Below are 16,029 nucleotides of genomic sequence, written 5' to 3' on the forward strand. Positions count from 1 at the left end.
ATTGTACTATAAATATTACTAAAATAACAATAATATTACAAAATGATTACGTAAATTGTGTAGATAACTTTCTTTTAACAACTGTTTCAGCGCTTATAGTAAAACATATCTTGCTTAATTCATTGATTATTACCTTACAAAATTTCAGTATGAACTCTTTTATTTAGGTGCATATTGGTGAATGAAGTTTGTTGACTCTTGAGTAAATTGAGCCTGTTCTTCAACAAAAGGATATACACTTGAATGTTGATAGACGTTAAATTCACTGTGTTGAATCAAATCTGCGACTTCTTTAGCTTCTAGTGTAGTTGTACGTTCTCCGTGTTCTCCAGCAACAATAAGCGTAGGAACTTGAACATGCTTGAAAACATCTGCAATACCTTCGGATTTGAAAACATCTTTAACAGCTTGAATTTCTTCTTTAGTAGAAATACTATTTGTATCAACGACATGCTTTAAAAATTTATTCATCTTACGTGCTTTATAATATCTACGTTTATCCAAAAATTTTTCTTGCTTATCATCTTCCCAGTTACGTATTTTATGTGCATATTTTCTGAACAAGCGTTCTTCAGGCAATTCACCTTCTATTGAAGTAGGATTAACTAATATGATTGAGGATACATAGCCTGGATTTCTAACAGACATATCAGCAACAATAAGTGCCCCCATCTCATGGCCAATAAATGCTGCTTCATCAATATATATAGCATCTAATAAAAATTTTATATCGTCAGCAAAGTCATAAAACTCTATATTTCTAGGCTTATCAGAATAACCATGTCCTCTCAGATCGATGAGCACAACCTGAAAAGACTTTGCTAATACCTTAGCTAAATCATTAAAAACAGCATAATTATCAAAAGCGGTATGCACGAGTACGACAGGATAACCTTGCCCCATAGTACTATAGTGTAATGTTGTACCGTCTTGTTTAGTAATTAAATCCATTGCCATGTTGTTCTTCTCCTTCTGTTTCAAAATTATCTGGTAAAATTTTAAGCAATTCCTCTATGGTAGTAATCGTATAATCTACTTCTTCTGTTAATGGCTCCAATTCTGCATCTTCTTGTTTATACCACACACTTACCATCCCCATTGCACGTGCAGGAGCAACATCGTTTAATGCATCATCTCCGACATACATTATTTCAGATGGTTTAACCCCCAATTGATCAATCATATCTTCAAAGATTTTAGGATGCGGCTTACGATAACCTACAGTTTCAGAAGTAGTTAAATAATTAATAACGTGCATAATACCCAATGAATGCAATCTAAATTGTTTAATTTTGGATTTTCCATTTGCAATCACACCAATCATGTAATGATGTTTCGATAACTTTTCTAATGTATACAAAGTATCATAGTAAGGGAAAACGTAACGATAGAAATGCATTTCAAAGTCATTAAATAAATCTCTCCATTTAAGACGGTCGATATGAAATTGTTTAATGATTTCCTTATATAGATCAGGTTTATCGTTGTCTTCATCATCGTCTAATTCAATAAATTTATTCTTATAATCTGCTAGTTGCACATGAATAAAATAATCATGAAACCGTTCATATTGCTCTTCTATAAACTTTTCACGCGATTTAACTCTATCTAATAGCGTGCCTTCTAAATCAAAGACGATAGCCTTAATACAGTTTAAATTCATTTTCAATGACCTCTTAACTTTTTAATAATACTATTGTAGCAAAAGAGTAGTGTGAACGTCATATGTTAGTCTGTTTAACTAAAATATAAAATAGGACTGGTACGCCGAGCAATGCCATCACGATGCCTACAGGAATTTGAATAGGTTGTATCATTGTACTTCCTATAAAATCTGCCATTATCATGACTACAGCACCTATGATTATATTCAATAACATTTGTAATCCTATTTGATAACGCCAATAAAATTTTCTAATCAGTTGTGGAATAATCATGCCTATAAAACCAATAACTCCAACGTATGCGACCACAACTGCTGTCATGATGGAAGCTACTATAAGAACAATATACGTTACTTGTTGTACATTTAATCCTAAAGACTGACTTTTCAATTCACCAACTTGCAATAATTTAATTCCTTTTTGCATTAAAAATAATACTATGATTGCGACAGATGCTATCATGCTAATAATCATAACGTCCTGATATTCAGCTGATGAAAACCCACCGAACAGATAACTAGCAATTGGATTCATCTTCTTAGGATTAATCAAAACAAGCAAATACAATAATGCATTCAATAGTGCACCAAGTAGTAATCCCGTTAATATAAGCATTTGAACAGGATATCCTTTGGCTAGCATCGCTGAAACACTTAAAACAAGTAACAGTGTGATTAAACTAAAAATAATGGAGAATATAGGGAACCATAAAAAACTAAGTCCCAAAAATAAAGCAATTCCAGATCCTAATGATGCACCACTAGCTAATCCCAATGTAAAACTATCTGCAAGTGGATTATTTAACACGATTTGATACACTTGGCCAGCTAATGTAAGTACTGCACCAGTGAGCATGGCTTCAAGCAATCTAGGTAAACGAACCTGGAATAATATGGTTTGATTAAAAACATCATCAAGTTTTCCTACATCCCAGCATAAACTTAAGCTCATGCTTAATATTAAAATAAATAACCATATAATAACACTTCTATATTTATTCATAACTCTCTCTTTCAATACTTTCTTAATCACTATATTAACAAAACAATACTTAAAAAGTGTAAAACGACTGTCTTCCATTCGTTGGACGATTTAGTCATCGAGTAATGAGGTTGAATCAAAGGGCATTTGCATCAGTTTAATTCAATCCCCGTTTATCATAAATATTAAAAATACCTGAGACAATAACTACTGTCCCAGGCGTTTGAAATACATCTTTGTCAGCTTATTAAGAAAAATAATTATCTAAGCAAAATACAATACATCGTATTCAAATAATTATTTTTTATATATTTCGTCTTTTAAATCCTTTAGCCCTTCATCAATACGAGGACCTGGTCGAGAAACTTCATCCCCATCTACTGTTTCAATACGTGTATTTTTTACAGCATTAATTTTATCAAAACCACCACGTTTTTTTATCATTTCTATGTAGTCTGATTTTGATTTACCTTCTGTGGAAATCAGAATATCAGGATTACGTTTAATAATGCTTTCTTTACTTACTGATTTCCAACCTTTAACATCATCAAAACTATTTTTAGCATCTAGTTTCTCTAACATATCGTTAAAGAATGTATCTTTTCCGGCAGTGTAAATGTCTGGTTTAGATGATACTTCCATAAACACTTCTTGTTTCTTATGATGTTTAGGAATGGAGTTAATGATTTTATCTACATTATGTTTTGTTTCATCAACAAGTTCTTTAGCTTGTTTTTCACGATCCGTTAATTTTCCAATTGATTTAAAGGTATCATAAGTTTCATCAATCGATTGTGCATCTTTCACATAAACGACTTTTACTCCCTTATCTTTAAGTGACTTTAGCACTTTACCTGCAGAATTTTTCTGTGACTCATGCGCTAAAATCAAATCCGGTTTAGCTTTTATTAATTCTTCTTTATTTAAATTCATCGCATCGAATTGTTTTTTACCTTTTTTTACATCTTTAGGATAATCATCCACAGTGGATACACCTACTATATCTTCTCCGATTCCTAAGCGATATAAAATTTCTGTGTTACTAGGAATGAGCGAAACAATTCTATGATATTTTTTATCGCTTTTTTCAGTGTCTTTATTATTAGATGAGTGGTTGGCATCTTGACTACATGCAGCCAGTACTACAATCAATGCGCATATAACTATCCATAGTTTACTTTTCATTTGGAGCATCACCCTTTCACAAATTATTTTTAATGTTCCTATTCATCATATCAAAATATACCAATATTTGTAGATACAATTTTATTTGATTTTCACAAAATATGAGAAAAAGACAACTTTGAATTAAATCAATTAATATATTTAACCCCAACTTGCTTTGTCTGTAGAAATTCTCGTTGAATTTCCTTATGTTGGGGCCCCAACTTGCTTTGTCTGTAGAATTTCTCGTTGAATTTCCTTATGTTGGGGCCCCAACCCCAACTTGCTTTGTCTGTAGAATTTCTCGTTGAATTTCCTTATGTTGGGGCCCCAACCCCAACTTGCTTTGTCTGTAGAATTTCTCGTTGAATTTCTCTGTATTGGTATCAGTTTTACAATGTAAGTATCAATCGGTAAAATGCTAAAAATGTCTGAGACAATCAACGATGTCCCAGACACATCATATTTTATAATTTAATAAACGTTTTTATCGCATCAGAAATGTATAAATTCAAACCACGTTCACGTTGCTTGTTAATAAACTTTACAAATCGCTCGTCTTCAATATAAATCTGAGCTATATATTCTAAAAATTGATTGTCACAATTAGGAACTTGTTCTTTCAAAATACATAGTAATTTCTTAATTTTTCCACTTGCTTCAAGTATAGAAACTTTGTTTAAATATAGCTGATTCATATCGTCAAAAAACATATTTAATTGCTTATTAATTTCCTCAAAATGATTTTGCTGTTCTGATTCATCCTTACTTTTTTGTTTATCTTTATATGCTTGATAATAATGGGTATCTCCATACTTACTTGCTGCTTCTTTTTCATACTGTTCATTTAAATTGAAATTTTGCATTGTAGTTACCTCAATCTCTTCATTATCTTGGTGAAAATGATGTTCTAACGTACAGATAATATCATTTAAGCGATCTCTTTTTTTAACAATGTGATAAAAATTATCATGTAATATTTTAGTTCTAAAATCACTATCACCTTCAAAATATATCTGTATTTGTTTTAGTGTTAAATCTAATTCCTTTAAAAAGAGAATATATTGTAACTTTGAAATATCTTGAACATTATAATATCGGTACCCATTAGCACTCATTTGTTGTGGTACGAGTAACCCCTTTTCATGATAATAATGAAGCGTACGTATACTAACTCCGGTAATGTCAGAAAGCATTTTGGGACTGAAGCGTTCTTTCATCATTTCACCTCCTGAATTAAAGTATGAGGTATGACGTTACGTTAAGGTCAATACTTATTTTTTAAAATAGGTATCTAAAAAGGTATAGCGTTGTTTCCCTTTACCATTAAAATAATTTTTTCCAAAATTATCTAATAAAGCGTGAAACTCATTTGCATCTTGATTTGAAAATGATTCAGGAAGTGTTAATTCCTGCTTCAATTGATGATAACTTTCTGTATGTTGATATCCCAATTTTCTAAAAATACGTCTAGTATAACTATCAGGTATAAATTCTTTACCTTTAAAAATATATACTATTAAGACGTCAGCGGTCTCTTCACCTATGCCACGGATGGTGAGTAACTCTTTTCTTAAGTTATCACTGTATAACTTAGCTATACTACTATAATCAAAGTGATGTTCATTTAACCATAGTAACAATGCTTGTATAGCCTTAGCTTTATTTTTATAGAAACCACTCGAACGTATCACTTGCTGCAACGATTCTAAAGGCATTTTCAATATTGTCTGTGCATTAAAAGAAGTTTCTTCCTTTAATCTTGATAACGCTATATCTGCATTATTCCAATTAGTATTTTGGACTAGAATTGCCCCAAGCATCATTTCTATTGGTGTTTCTGCTGGCCACCAATATTGAGGGCCCATATTTTGATATAGAATTTGATATAATTTCTCTATTGATAACATGATTTCTTCCCCCGCAAAACTTCGAATGATTATTTTATCTCGCATGCTACATTATCCAATTTTCCCAAGAAGTCTGAGGTGTTGTCCTACCTAATTGTTGATATTCCTTTTATAACAAACTTTATGCTGTACCCCAATCTCGGTTTGCTATGCTTATTTTTTCTTTTGGGTATGCATATGTAAATGTAAGAGCCTGTACATATAAATATGTCAGGCTCTCGTGTATCTATTTTATGAAGTTTTACATAGATTCTGGTGCTGTGACACCTACTAATGCTAATGCATTGTGCAAGGTAATACGCACCGCTTCAATCATAGCTACATATGCTTTAGTTTTTTCTGTATCATCTGTAAGCACTTTTTCAGCATTGTAAAATTTATGGAATGCTGCAGCTAGATCTTGAATATAATTAGTTAGACGATGAGGTGCGCGATGTTCGGCTGCACTCTCTATCGTTGATTCAAATTCTGCTACTTTTTTTAATAAGTCTATTGCTTTATCATTATTTATTTTAGAAAAGTCTGCATCAGTAGACACTTCAATACCTTGTTCTTTAGCTTGCTTTAAAATAGAGCAAATTCGTGCATGTGCATATTGTGCGTAATAAATTGGATTGTCCTGAGATTGCTCTTTAGCTAACTCTAAATCAAAGTCAAAATGAGAATCAGGACTACGCATTGTTAAGAAATAACGTGCAGCATCGATACCGACTTCATCCATAATTTCACGTAAAGTAATCGCATTGCCTGTACGCTTACTCATCTTCACTTCTTCTCCATTTTGCATAAGGCGAACCATTTGCATAATTTGAATTTCAAGACGATCGCTGTCTACACCAAATGTTTCTAAGCTAGCTTTGAGACGATTAATATAACCGTGGTGATCAGCACCCATTAAATCAATTAAAATATCATTTCCTCTATTAATCTTATTGTAGTGATAAGCCGTATCTGGTGTGAAATAAGTATAATTACCGTCTTTTTTTATTAATACACGATCTTTATCGTCTTTGAAGTCACTTGTACGTAACCAAGTTGCACCATCTGCTTCATACGTATAGCCTAGTTCTTTCATTTTAGATAATGTATTTTCAATCGCGCCATTTTCATATAAAGATGTTTCACTAAACCAATTATCAAAGTGCACGTTAAAGTCAGATAAATCCTTTTTCAATTTTTCCATTTCATAATCGACACCAAGTTGTCTAAATGTTTTTAAGCGTTCTTCATCAGTGTAGTCTTTTATTTCTGGATGTTTAACAGCGAGGTCTTTCCCGATTTCAATAATGTCTTTACCATTATAACCATCCGCCGGCATCTCATAACTCGTATCACCTAAAGCTTCAAAGTATCGTGCTTCAATTGATCGTGCTAAATTAGTGATTTGATTACCTGCGTCATTAATATAATATTCACGTGTAACGTTGTAACCAGCCGCAATGAGAATATTAGCTAAAGAATCGCCTACAGATGCATTTCTAGCATGACCAATATGTAAGTCTCCTGTTGGATTAGCTGATACATATTCTAATAAAATGTTAGTATTCTTAGATTGTGTTGCATATCCAAATCGATCACCTTTTGTGATAGCTTCTGGAATAATGGCTGTTAAATATTGATTATCCAGATAAAAGTTGATGAAACCTGGCCCAGCAATATCAACTTGTTTAACGTGTGCTTTGCTTGTATCTAAATGATCGACAATAGCTTGCGCAATTTCACGGGGATTACGCTTAGCAATCTTTGTTAAAACCATAGCAATATTAGAAGAATAATCTCCATTTTTAGGATCTTTAGGTATTTCAATTTTGATTTCTGGAATATCTTCTGCGAGGTTAGCTTTTCTAATACTAACTTCTATTTCTTCTATTAGCGTTTGTTTAACCTGATCGATTATACTCATTCACTTATCTCCTTATAATTTATTTCATATTGATAAGAACCCATTTTTTGTTCATCTTGATATAACTCATAATGTATTTTTAGCTTACCGCCATTATGAGTGACGAAATGCTTAAGACTTAATGTTTTAACAGTTAAAGGTATTTTTCCGGCAGGTACATCATAGAGTGTTGTCGTCTCATGTCCTTCGACGAAATGTAAGTTCATATTAATGTCACCTTTACGAATTAACTTTACACCGGTATCTTCAATTTTAATCGTAACATTGACTTTAGCATCTTCAATTTGTTCTTCGTAACGTATAAAATCTGCAAATTTTTGTTGCCAAAAACCTTTTGTAGTAAACTCAAATCTCTGCTTTTCACCATTCTGTTTCAAAACTTGATGGGTTTGAATGTTAATATTTTTATTCAATTTACTACTCACCTTAACCCTTACAATAATAAATGTCATTATAGCATAAAACTGCTATTGCTTGTAGTACTCAAGACATGTGTTCATGTCAAAAATTTACACAATATGAAAAGAACCTGAAACATCAATTTTGTCTCAGATTCTTTTCCTACGATTAGTCAAGTACTTATAATTAAAATAAGCATTACTTAACTAAACCGTTCATTTTAATTTTTTTGAATAAGGTGTTAAACTATATTTAATTGTACGTTTGGCTAATGTGGTGACATTTGATAATCGTACAATTTATGATTCATTACAAGATAATGAATTGTTTTTAATAATCGATTTATACAAGCAATGATGGCAGTCTTATGAGGTTTCTCATTAGGCTGCTTTCTTAGTTTGTAGTAATAATCGACGACATGATTGTCATAATGATGCTGCCCTCTTATTATATTCATAATCACCCAAAATAAAAGTTTTCTCGCTTTTTTATTACCACGCTTGTTGATGGTATCTCTACAGTGTGTATGACCTGATTGATATCGTTTGATATCAATGCCAACAAAAGCATTGAGTTGTTTATTTGATTTAAATCGCTTAATATCACCAATCTCCCCAATAATCATAGCTGTGCTTAGCTTACCAATACCAGGTATCGAATGAATATTTTCAAAATAATCGAGTTGTTGTGCTAATTGAATCATGGCATCATCTAATTGTTTGAGATGATGAATAGATTGTTTTAATTGTTGAATAAGTAAGCGTAATTTTTCGACTAGAAAGGAATGTCTATCGACATTAGGATAGCTTTCTTGAGCAATCACCCTTAATTGAAGTGCATATTTTGTAGCTTTATCCATTGACATTCCCTTATCTGTAGAATTGAATATATGTGTAATCAGTACCTCCTTGTCGATATCAAGAACCATGTCTGGATGAGTAAAGATTTCTGCGATGTTGAGTGCAATGATTGAATATCGACTACTAAACAATCTTTCTAAACCAGGGAATGTTTGATGGAGTAATTCAAGGATCTGAAATTTAAGTCGATTTTGTTCATTCTCGATTTCTAGATGAAAACGGACGCGTTCTCTTAATTCAAAGAATATTAACTCATGTATAGGTAAGCTGTCTGTTTGTTTAAGCGTCGGTCCTAAACAAGCAAGCTTATGAGCATCTGCCTGATCAGTTTTCCATGATCTTAGAGCGCTCGTTTTAAATTTGGCTTCTAACGGATTCATTTGAATATAGTTAATTTGATTTACACAACAAAATCGTTCCATACCTCTTGAATAGATACCTGTAGATTCAAAAATGAGTTGTGGGTGGTCTAAGTCATTCAAATACTTGAGTAAATAATTGTAACCATTTTTATTATTCTGGATGAAAAACTCTTTTTGGAATTTTCCATTTTTATAATGTGCAACTACACTACTTCTTTTACTAATATCAACACCTAAGTAATCGATAAAAAAACCTCCTTTGAATAATTGAGAAGCTAAAAACTTTACTTAACCTTTCTCATTTCATTTTCCTATACACGGTTTCAAGAACCCAACATACTACAAACGAATTTCAAAAGGCGAGAGTAAAGCTGACTTGTTTTTTATACGGATTTAAAATCCAAGAGTCTGGACAGTCTACTTCTCTCTATAACTATAAAAAATAGCTATGAAAAAATCTATCGTCATAGATTTCTTCATAGCTAATCTTAGTATGTTTTACATATTCACAATTCATAACTGATGTGAAAGTGGCACTTTCCTATTCTAGATATTGTTGCCACAGAGAGCTCACACATTCAATATAAATGTCACCTATCACTTCAATCAGATTTGCTATTATTCAACATCAATAATGTCAGTTTTATATTTTTTTAATAAAAATCTATATTTATCGAAATATACGATGCCGAATATCATTGTTGCAATGATGAACATTGTCTTTTTCATCTTTTAACCTCATATTCCTCAAAATATTTTTAAATCTATAATATATTATAGCATTATCAAATTTCATTTCTATAAAATATTTAAGGTTCGAGTTAATTTTCATTCATATATTTTAGATGAAATGTCCATCTTCAAATATTACACGCTCTTTTTTATTTTGAATAAAGTGATTAAAATTATTATTTTGAAAATCACTTAAAAGAGCTTTAGATGTACTATAATTAAACATAAAATCCTCAGTCTCAATAAACATTTTTTTAAAAAGTAGTCCGTCTTTTAAAGTGATTTTTTTTATATCATTATAATCGACTTCATCTACTTTAATATATTCAAAAGTGTTAAAATTTACATTTAAAAGAGCCAAGAATTTTTCTCCAAAATAATAAACGTGTAATGGTTGTCTCTTATTTTGCCCAATTAGGAGACGCCCCTTTTCAAATGTTTGTTGTGGAAAATTTAAATCTAAAAACTCTAAAATTTTATCTTCTTTTAATTTAAATTGCATAATTAATCCCTTCCCTTTTTTACATTCACAAATTAAAAGATAATATAATTTCCAAATATTATATTATCTTTTATGTTCACTTTTAGTGCGAGCTTTTCATATCAATGACCATTCGACCTGTGATTGTTCCCTTTTCCATTTCATCAAAAATATCGTTAATTTCAGATAATTGTCTTAATTGGACTTTAGGAATAACTTTATTTTCGGCAGCAAATTGAAATGCTTCTCTTAAATCTTGTCTGGTACCAACTAATGAGCCAACGACTTCAATTCCATCAAGCACTAAACGTGGAATATCTAAATCCATTTTGTCTACTGGAAGTCCTACTGCTACCACACGTGCACCCGCCTTAACAACATCCACTGCTTGATTAAAAGGTGTTTTAGCTACAGCAGTAATCACCGTTGCATCTAATCCTTTATTATTCGTTAGACGATTAACTTCCTCAATAGGATCAACATTAGTTGAATTTATGATTGCATCAGCACCAAGCTCTTTAGCAAAATTTAATTTATCATCATTAATGTCGAATGCAACAACTTTCGCGCCCATTACGTTTTTGGCGTATTGCAATGCTAAATTACCTAATCCGCCCACACCAAATACGCCTAACCATTGTCCTGGTTCGATGCCACTCACTTTTACTGCTTTATATGTTGTCACACCTGCACAGGTAATAGATGAAGCAGCCGCTGGATCAAGATTTTCGGGAACTTTAACTGCATAATTCGCATCAACAATGACTTCTTCAGCCATTGCCCCGTCAACAGTATATCCGGCATTAAGAACATCCCTGCATAATGTTTCTCTACCAGTTGTGCAATACTCACAATTACCGCATGCTGCATACATCCATGCTATAGATACACGATCCCCTACCTTTAATGAATCTACGTTATCAGCAACTTCAATGACACGTCCAATTCCCTCATGTCCTAGCGTTACACCTGTTACGTCACCGAAATCTGCATTTTTAACATGTAAATCAGTGTGACATACACCACAATATTCAGTCTTTACTAATGCTTCTCCAGGTTTTAATTCTCTTAAACGTTTTTCTTCAATACTTACTCTGTGATCTTTGGTTACTACAGCTGCTTTCATAAAAAGCCCTCCCTAGTATTAAAGTGTAATTCTATTACTTCCACCCTTATTTTACACTCTTTTGAAATCGTTTTCCAAAAGTCCTTTCATTTATACTGAATTTTTTGTAAATTGTATATAGAGCGACATAATATCGTCACTTTTATAGCATATTTTATGCTTTATTCATATATTTTAATTTTTTAACTATATATATCATGTTAGTGAAAAGTCATCGCTCTTAATCACACCTTATAATTCTGGGGATGAAGATGTGTATTTTAAAAATCTTAATCGGAGGGGATGAAAGTGAAGTCGCAAGTTTTATATGGAAAATCTGAAATTGAAATCAATGTGCCTGATGATAGCACAATCATAGAGCCTCAAAACATCAATGCTATTCAAGACTATGAATCAGCAATTAAAAATGTATTAAGAAACCCCACAAATTCTAAATCTTTAAAAGAAATGGTAAACAGTAATGATATTGTTTCTATTGTTATTAGTGATATAACACGTCCAACGCCTAACCATATTCTTGTACCTTTACTAATTGAGGAATTAAATCATGTTCCTCGTGAGAATTTCGTAATTATTAATGGTACAGGGACTCATCGAGATCAAACGCGAGATGAATTGATTCAAATGTTAGGTGAAGATATTGTAAATTCAGTAAAAATCGTTCACAATCATTGCTCAGAAAAAGAAAGTCTAGCTAAAGTGGGACACAGTCAATATGGATGTGATGTATATTTAAACAAAGCATATGTAGAATCCGATTTTAAAATTGTAACAGGTTTTATTGAACCTCACTTTTTTGCGGGATTTTCAGGGGGACCTAAAGGGATAATGCCTGGAATTGCAGGTTTAGAAACAATTCAAACTTTTCATAATGCAAAGATGATTGGCGATTCGAGATCAACGTGGGGAAATTTAGAAGATAATCCAGTTCAAGACATGGCACGGGAAGTTAACCGTATGTGTAAACCTGACTTTTTACTTAACGTTGCATTGAATAAAAGTAAAGAAATTACTGCAGCATTTGCTGGTGAAATCTTTGATACACACAAAGAAGGATGCGCATATGTAAAAGAACATGCAATGTTTAAATGTGATCAACACTTTGATATTGTTATCGCATCAAATTCTGGCTATCCTTTAGATCAAAATTTATATCAAACAGTAAAAGGGATGAGTGCAGCGAGTAAAATTGTAAAAAAAGACGGTCATATTATTATGGTATCTGAATGTGCAGATGGCTTTCCTGATCATGGTAAATTTGCCGAAATTTTCAAAATGGCAGACACACCTCAAGGTATTTTAGAACTTATTCACGATCCAAACTTTAAGGAAGTTGACCAATGGCAAGTACAAAAACAAGCAAGTATTCAAACTTTTGCCAATGTGCATGTTTATTCAGAACTTACTGACCAACAACTTAAAGACTCGATGTTAATCCCAACCTCTAACATTGAACATACAATACAAGAATTAGAACATCGATATGGTCGTAAATTAACCATTGGTGTTATGCCACAAGGTCCTTTAACGATACCGTACGTAGAAGACAAAGAATAATAAATGGAGGATGGAAACTATGACTGAATTAAATACTAAAGAAATGAAATTAGACGCACTATTGAAAGACATGCAGAGTGTAGTCATTGCCTTCTCAGGTGGAGTAGATAGTAGCTTGTTACTGAAAAAAGCGATTGATGTTTTAGGTGTTAATTATGTTAAACCTGTTGTAGTAAAATCAGAATTATTTAGAAATGAAGAGTTTGAACTAGCGCTTAAACTTGGACAAAGTCTAGGTGTTGAAGTATTAGAAACTGAAATGTCTGAACTTCAAGATGCGAATATCGTTAAAAACACGCCCGAAAGTTGGTACTATAGCAAGCGCTTGATGTATAGTCAACTTGAGAATATTAAGAATAAACTAGGATTTAATTATGTGCTAGACGGTATGATTATGGATGACTTAGATGATTTTCGTCCCGGATTAAAAGCAAGAGACGACTTTGGTGTGCGTAGCGTTTTACAAGAAGCAAAACTATATAAATCTGAAGTTAGAGAATTAAGTCATCAACATGACTTGCCTGTATGGAATAAACCAGCCTTATGTAGTCTAGCATCAAGAATACCTTATGGTGAGGAATTAAGTTTCACAAAAGTTAACAAGGTCAACGAAGCAGAAAAATTCATTTTAAGCCTAGGTATCAACCACGTACGAGTACGCTATCATCACAACATAGCACGCATTGAAGTAACAGAAGATCAATTAACTAATCTTCTTAAATTGAAAGACAGTATCATATTACATTTGAAAGAATTAGGATTTGACTATGTAACAATGGATTTAGAAGGCTATCGTACAGGTAGTATGAATGAAATCATTGATACCAAATCTACAAGTTTTAAATAAGGATGTGAGTACCTATGAGCCATAGTTATAATTCTATAGAAGAGGTGCTCAAAGCTGTAAAATCAAATCAACTATCTATTAATGATGCTAAAGCCCAACTCAGTCATTATGACGAATTGGGCTTTGCTAAAATTGACTTACATAGAGCACAGCGTCAAGGGTTTCCCGAAGTTATCTTTGGGCAAGGAAAAACAAAAGAACAAATCACTAAAATCATCTCTAGTTTGATATTTCATAATGAAGTTATTCTAGTGACACGTGTTGATGAAATGAAAGCAAAATATATTTTACAACATTATCCAAAGTTGGAATATCATCAAACTGCACAGTTAATTAGCACGCCACTGAATGATATACCACAATCTAAATATTATGTTTCTGTACTTTGTGCTGGAACTTCTGATTTACCTATTGCAGAAGAAGCTGCGTTAACCGCTGAAATCATGGGAGTAAGTGTAAAACGATTTTATGATGTCGGGGTTTCAGGAATTCATCGCTTATTATCCAACATTCATGATATACGCAAAGGTAAAGTTTCAATCGTTATAGCTGGAATGGAAGGCGCTTTAGCAAGTGTTGTTGGAGGATTAGTCAACCACCCTATATATGCAGTACCAACGAGTATAGGTTATGGAGCAAACTTGAATGGGGTTACCACCCTATTATCAATGATAAATAGTTGTGCACCCGGAACCAGCGTATTAAATATCAATAATGGATTTGGTGGCGGTTACAACGCTGCACAGATTATCCATATGCTAGAAAATAAAGAGAGTGAGGTATCTTTATGACAAAAGCATTGTATTTAGATTGCCACGCAGGTATTGCCGGAGATATGCTACTTTCTGCTTTAGTTGATTTAGGCGCACACCCTGAAGACATTGAATCAGAACTAAAAAAGTTACCTTTAGATCAATTTAAGCTACATTTTCAAAAAAGAGTAAAACAAGGTATTCATGCAATGACATTAAACATTGATGTTAAAGAATCAAATCATCATCGTCACGTTAATGATATATTTAAAATGATAGATGACAGTACTCTTCCGGAAAGAGTTAAATATCGCAGTAAGAAAATTTTTGAAATTATTGGCCAAGCAGAAGCTAAAATTCATGGCATGTCGTTTGAAGAAGTTCACTTTCATGAAGTAGGGGCAATGGACTCTATTATCGATATTATTGGTGGGTGTATTGCTCTAGAACAACTAGGGATTAACACATTATACTGTTCAGCTATTCCAACAGGTCATGGTAAAATCCATATTGCTCATGGCATTTATCCAATCCCTGCACCTGCTACTGCTGAAATTCTTAAAGGTATCCCAATCGCACATTTTGATGTTCAAAGTGAACTCACAACCCCTACTGGTGCTGCATTTGCTAAGGGACTCGTTTCATCGTTTGGGCCATTTCCTTCAGCAACAATACAACATATAGGCTATGGTGCTGGCAGTAAGGATTTTAATTTCCCTAATATATTAAGGGTTATTCAATTTGACTCTGAATTCGAGCAACAAGATAGCGTTCAAGTAATAGAGTGTCAAATAGATGATATGACCCCTGAAGCATTAGGTGATTTTATGAATAATGCGTTAGAACAAGGTGCTTTAGATGCTTACTATACGCCTATATTTATGAAAAAAAGTCGCCCAAGCACGCAGTTAACGTTAATATGTAAATTACATGATAAGATATATTTCGAACAACTTATCTTACAAGAAACAAGTTCTTTAGGCGTCAGAAGTACTTCTGTTAATAGAAAGATCTTGAATCGCGCGTTTAAAATTCTTTCTACACAACACGGCACTGTTTCCATTAAATTTGGTCTACAAAATGGAAAAATTATGAAAATGAAACCCGAGTATGAAGATTTGAAGAAGATGGCTAAAACTACAAACCAACCGTTTCAAGTAATTCATAACGAGGTATTACAACAACTCTATCAAACATATCGTATAGGAGATATACTTCAATAAATTAAGTCTTATTCATTTAAATTTTGCACATCAAAAAAAGGATAGGGACAGTCATTCTACATAAAACT

The 16,029-nt window shown here is 32.6% G+C and carries 15 protein-coding genes; 4 read left to right on the top strand and 11 right to left on the bottom strand.

Annotated elements, in window-relative coordinates:
• Positions 1–159: 159 nt before the first annotated feature.
• The 11 genes from NST35_RS10540 to adhP all read right to left on the bottom strand — a co-directional run bounded on the left by NST35_RS10540 (position 160) and on the right by adhP (position 11,582).
• The gene (locus NST35_RS10540; RefSeq protein ID WP_002456921.1) at positions 160–957 is read right to left on the bottom strand and encodes an alpha/beta fold hydrolase; all 798 of its coding nucleotides are present in this window, start codon (positions 955–957) and stop codon (positions 160–162) included.
• On the bottom strand, positions 935–1,663 hold the full coding sequence (locus NST35_RS10545; protein WP_002445812.1) for an HAD family hydrolase: 729 nt from the start codon (positions 1,661–1,663) through the stop codon (positions 935–937). Before NST35_RS10545 ends, NST35_RS10540 begins: the two co-directional genes overlap by 23 nt.
• Before the next feature lie 58 nt (positions 1,664–1,721).
• Positions 1,722–2,666 (bottom strand): FecCD family ABC transporter permease, encoded by a 945-nt coding sequence (locus NST35_RS10550; protein WP_002469602.1) that lies wholly within the window; start codon positions 2,664–2,666, stop codon positions 1,722–1,724.
• A 276-nt stretch (positions 2,667–2,942) separates the two neighbouring features.
• Entirely contained in the window at positions 2,943–3,830 is an 888-nt protein-coding gene (locus NST35_RS10555; protein WP_002469601.1) for an ABC transporter substrate-binding protein, read from the bottom strand.
• 446 nt (positions 3,831–4,276) lie between these two features.
• Entirely contained in the window at positions 4,277–5,029 is a 753-nt protein-coding gene (locus tag NST35_RS10560; RefSeq protein WP_002445809.1) for a MerR family transcriptional regulator, read from the bottom strand.
• A gap of 54 nt (positions 5,030–5,083) precedes the next feature.
• Positions 5,084–5,719, bottom strand: coding sequence for an endonuclease III domain-containing protein (locus NST35_RS10565; protein WP_002470119.1), 636 nt, complete (start codon positions 5,717–5,719; stop codon positions 5,084–5,086).
• A gap of 241 nt (positions 5,720–5,960) precedes the next feature.
• Entirely contained in the window at positions 5,961–7,622 is a 1,662-nt protein-coding gene (gene argS, locus NST35_RS10570; RefSeq protein WP_002456919.1) for an arginine--tRNA ligase, read from the bottom strand.
• The gene (locus NST35_RS10575; protein WP_002458357.1) at positions 7,619–8,035 is read right to left on the bottom strand and encodes a DUF1934 domain-containing protein; all 417 of its coding nucleotides are present in this window, start codon (positions 8,033–8,035) and stop codon (positions 7,619–7,621) included. The genes argS and NST35_RS10575 overlap by 4 nt, the downstream gene beginning before the upstream one ends.
• Positions 8,036–8,289: 254 nt before the next feature.
• Complete coding sequence (locus NST35_RS10580; RefSeq protein WP_071813246.1) at positions 8,290–9,489, bottom strand: IS110-like element ISSep2 family transposase; 1,200 nt, start codon at positions 9,487–9,489, stop codon at positions 8,290–8,292.
• A gap of 595 nt (positions 9,490–10,084) precedes the next feature.
• On the bottom strand, positions 10,085–10,477 hold the full coding sequence (locus tag NST35_RS10585; RefSeq protein WP_002445784.1) for a hypothetical protein: 393 nt from the start codon (positions 10,475–10,477) through the stop codon (positions 10,085–10,087).
• A gap of 82 nt (positions 10,478–10,559) precedes the next feature.
• Positions 10,560–11,582 (bottom strand): alcohol dehydrogenase AdhP, encoded by a 1,023-nt coding sequence (gene adhP, locus NST35_RS10590; protein WP_002445783.1) that lies wholly within the window; start codon positions 11,580–11,582, stop codon positions 10,560–10,562.
• Positions 11,583–11,870: 288 nt separating this feature from the next.
• Here adhP and larA point away from each other — a divergent pair, with 288 nt between their 5' ends.
• From larA to larC, 4 genes are read left to right on the top strand one after another with little or no spacing between them, the layout of a single operon-like run.
• Positions 11,871–13,139 carry a nickel-dependent lactate racemase gene (gene larA / locus NST35_RS10595; protein WP_002495845.1) on the top strand — a complete coding sequence of 423 codons (1,269 nt, stop codon included), beginning with the start codon at positions 11,871–11,873 and terminating at the stop codon, positions 13,137–13,139.
• 19 nt (positions 13,140–13,158) lie between these two features.
• Entirely contained in the window at positions 13,159–13,986 is an 828-nt protein-coding gene (gene larE, locus NST35_RS10600) for an ATP-dependent sacrificial sulfur transferase LarE (protein WP_001832048.1), read from the top strand.
• Positions 13,987–14,000: 14 nt separating this feature from the next.
• A complete protein-coding gene (gene larB / locus NST35_RS10605) occupies positions 14,001–14,777 on the top strand; it encodes a nickel pincer cofactor biosynthesis protein LarB (protein ID WP_001832104.1) in 777 nt (258 codons plus the stop codon).
• A complete protein-coding gene (gene larC / locus NST35_RS10610; protein WP_001832070.1) occupies positions 14,774–15,961 on the top strand; it encodes a nickel pincer cofactor biosynthesis protein LarC in 1,188 nt (395 codons plus the stop codon). The genes larB and larC overlap by 4 nt, the downstream gene beginning before the upstream one ends.
• Positions 15,962–16,029: the final 68 nt, after the last annotated feature.

Source organism: Staphylococcus sp. FSL W8-0304 (assembly GCF_038006565.1).
Classification (GTDB): Bacteria; Bacillota; Bacilli; order Staphylococcales; family Staphylococcaceae; genus Staphylococcus; species Staphylococcus epidermidis.

Bases quoted from the DNA above. Each gene is read 5' to 3' on its own strand.
- NST35_RS10540 (WP_002456921.1), bottom strand. From the start codon at position 957: ATGGCAATGGATTTAATTACTAAACAAGACGGTACAACATTACACTAT.
- NST35_RS10545 (WP_002445812.1), bottom strand. From the start codon at position 1,663: ATGAATTTAAACTGTATTAAGGCTATCGTCTTTGATTTAGAAGGCACG.
- NST35_RS10550 (WP_002469602.1), bottom strand. From the start codon at position 2,666: ATGAATAAATATAGAAGTGTTATTATATGGTTATTTATTTTAATATTA.
- NST35_RS10555 (WP_002469601.1), bottom strand. From the start codon at position 3,830: ATGAAAAGTAAACTATGGATAGTTATATGCGCATTGATTGTAGTACTG.
- NST35_RS10560 (WP_002445809.1), bottom strand. From the start codon at position 5,029: ATGAAAGAACGCTTCAGTCCCAAAATGCTTTCTGACATTACCGGAGTT.
- NST35_RS10565 (WP_002470119.1), bottom strand. From the start codon at position 5,719: ATGTTATCAATAGAGAAATTATATCAAATTCTATATCAAAATATGGGC.
- argS (WP_002456919.1), bottom strand. From the start codon at position 7,622: ATGAGTATAATCGATCAGGTTAAACAAACGCTAATAGAAGAAATAGAA.
- NST35_RS10585 (WP_002445784.1), bottom strand. From the start codon at position 10,477: ATGCAATTTAAATTAAAAGAAGATAAAATTTTAGAGTTTTTAGATTTA.
- adhP (WP_002445783.1), bottom strand. From the start codon at position 11,582: ATGAAAGCAGCTGTAGTAACCAAAGATCACAGAGTAAGTATTGAAGAA.
- larE (WP_001832048.1), top strand. From the start codon at position 13,159: ATGACTGAATTAAATACTAAAGAAATGAAATTAGACGCACTATTGAAA.
- larB (WP_001832104.1), top strand. From the start codon at position 14,001: ATGAGCCATAGTTATAATTCTATAGAAGAGGTGCTCAAAGCTGTAAAA.
- larC (WP_001832070.1), top strand. From the start codon at position 14,774: ATGACAAAAGCATTGTATTTAGATTGCCACGCAGGTATTGCCGGAGAT.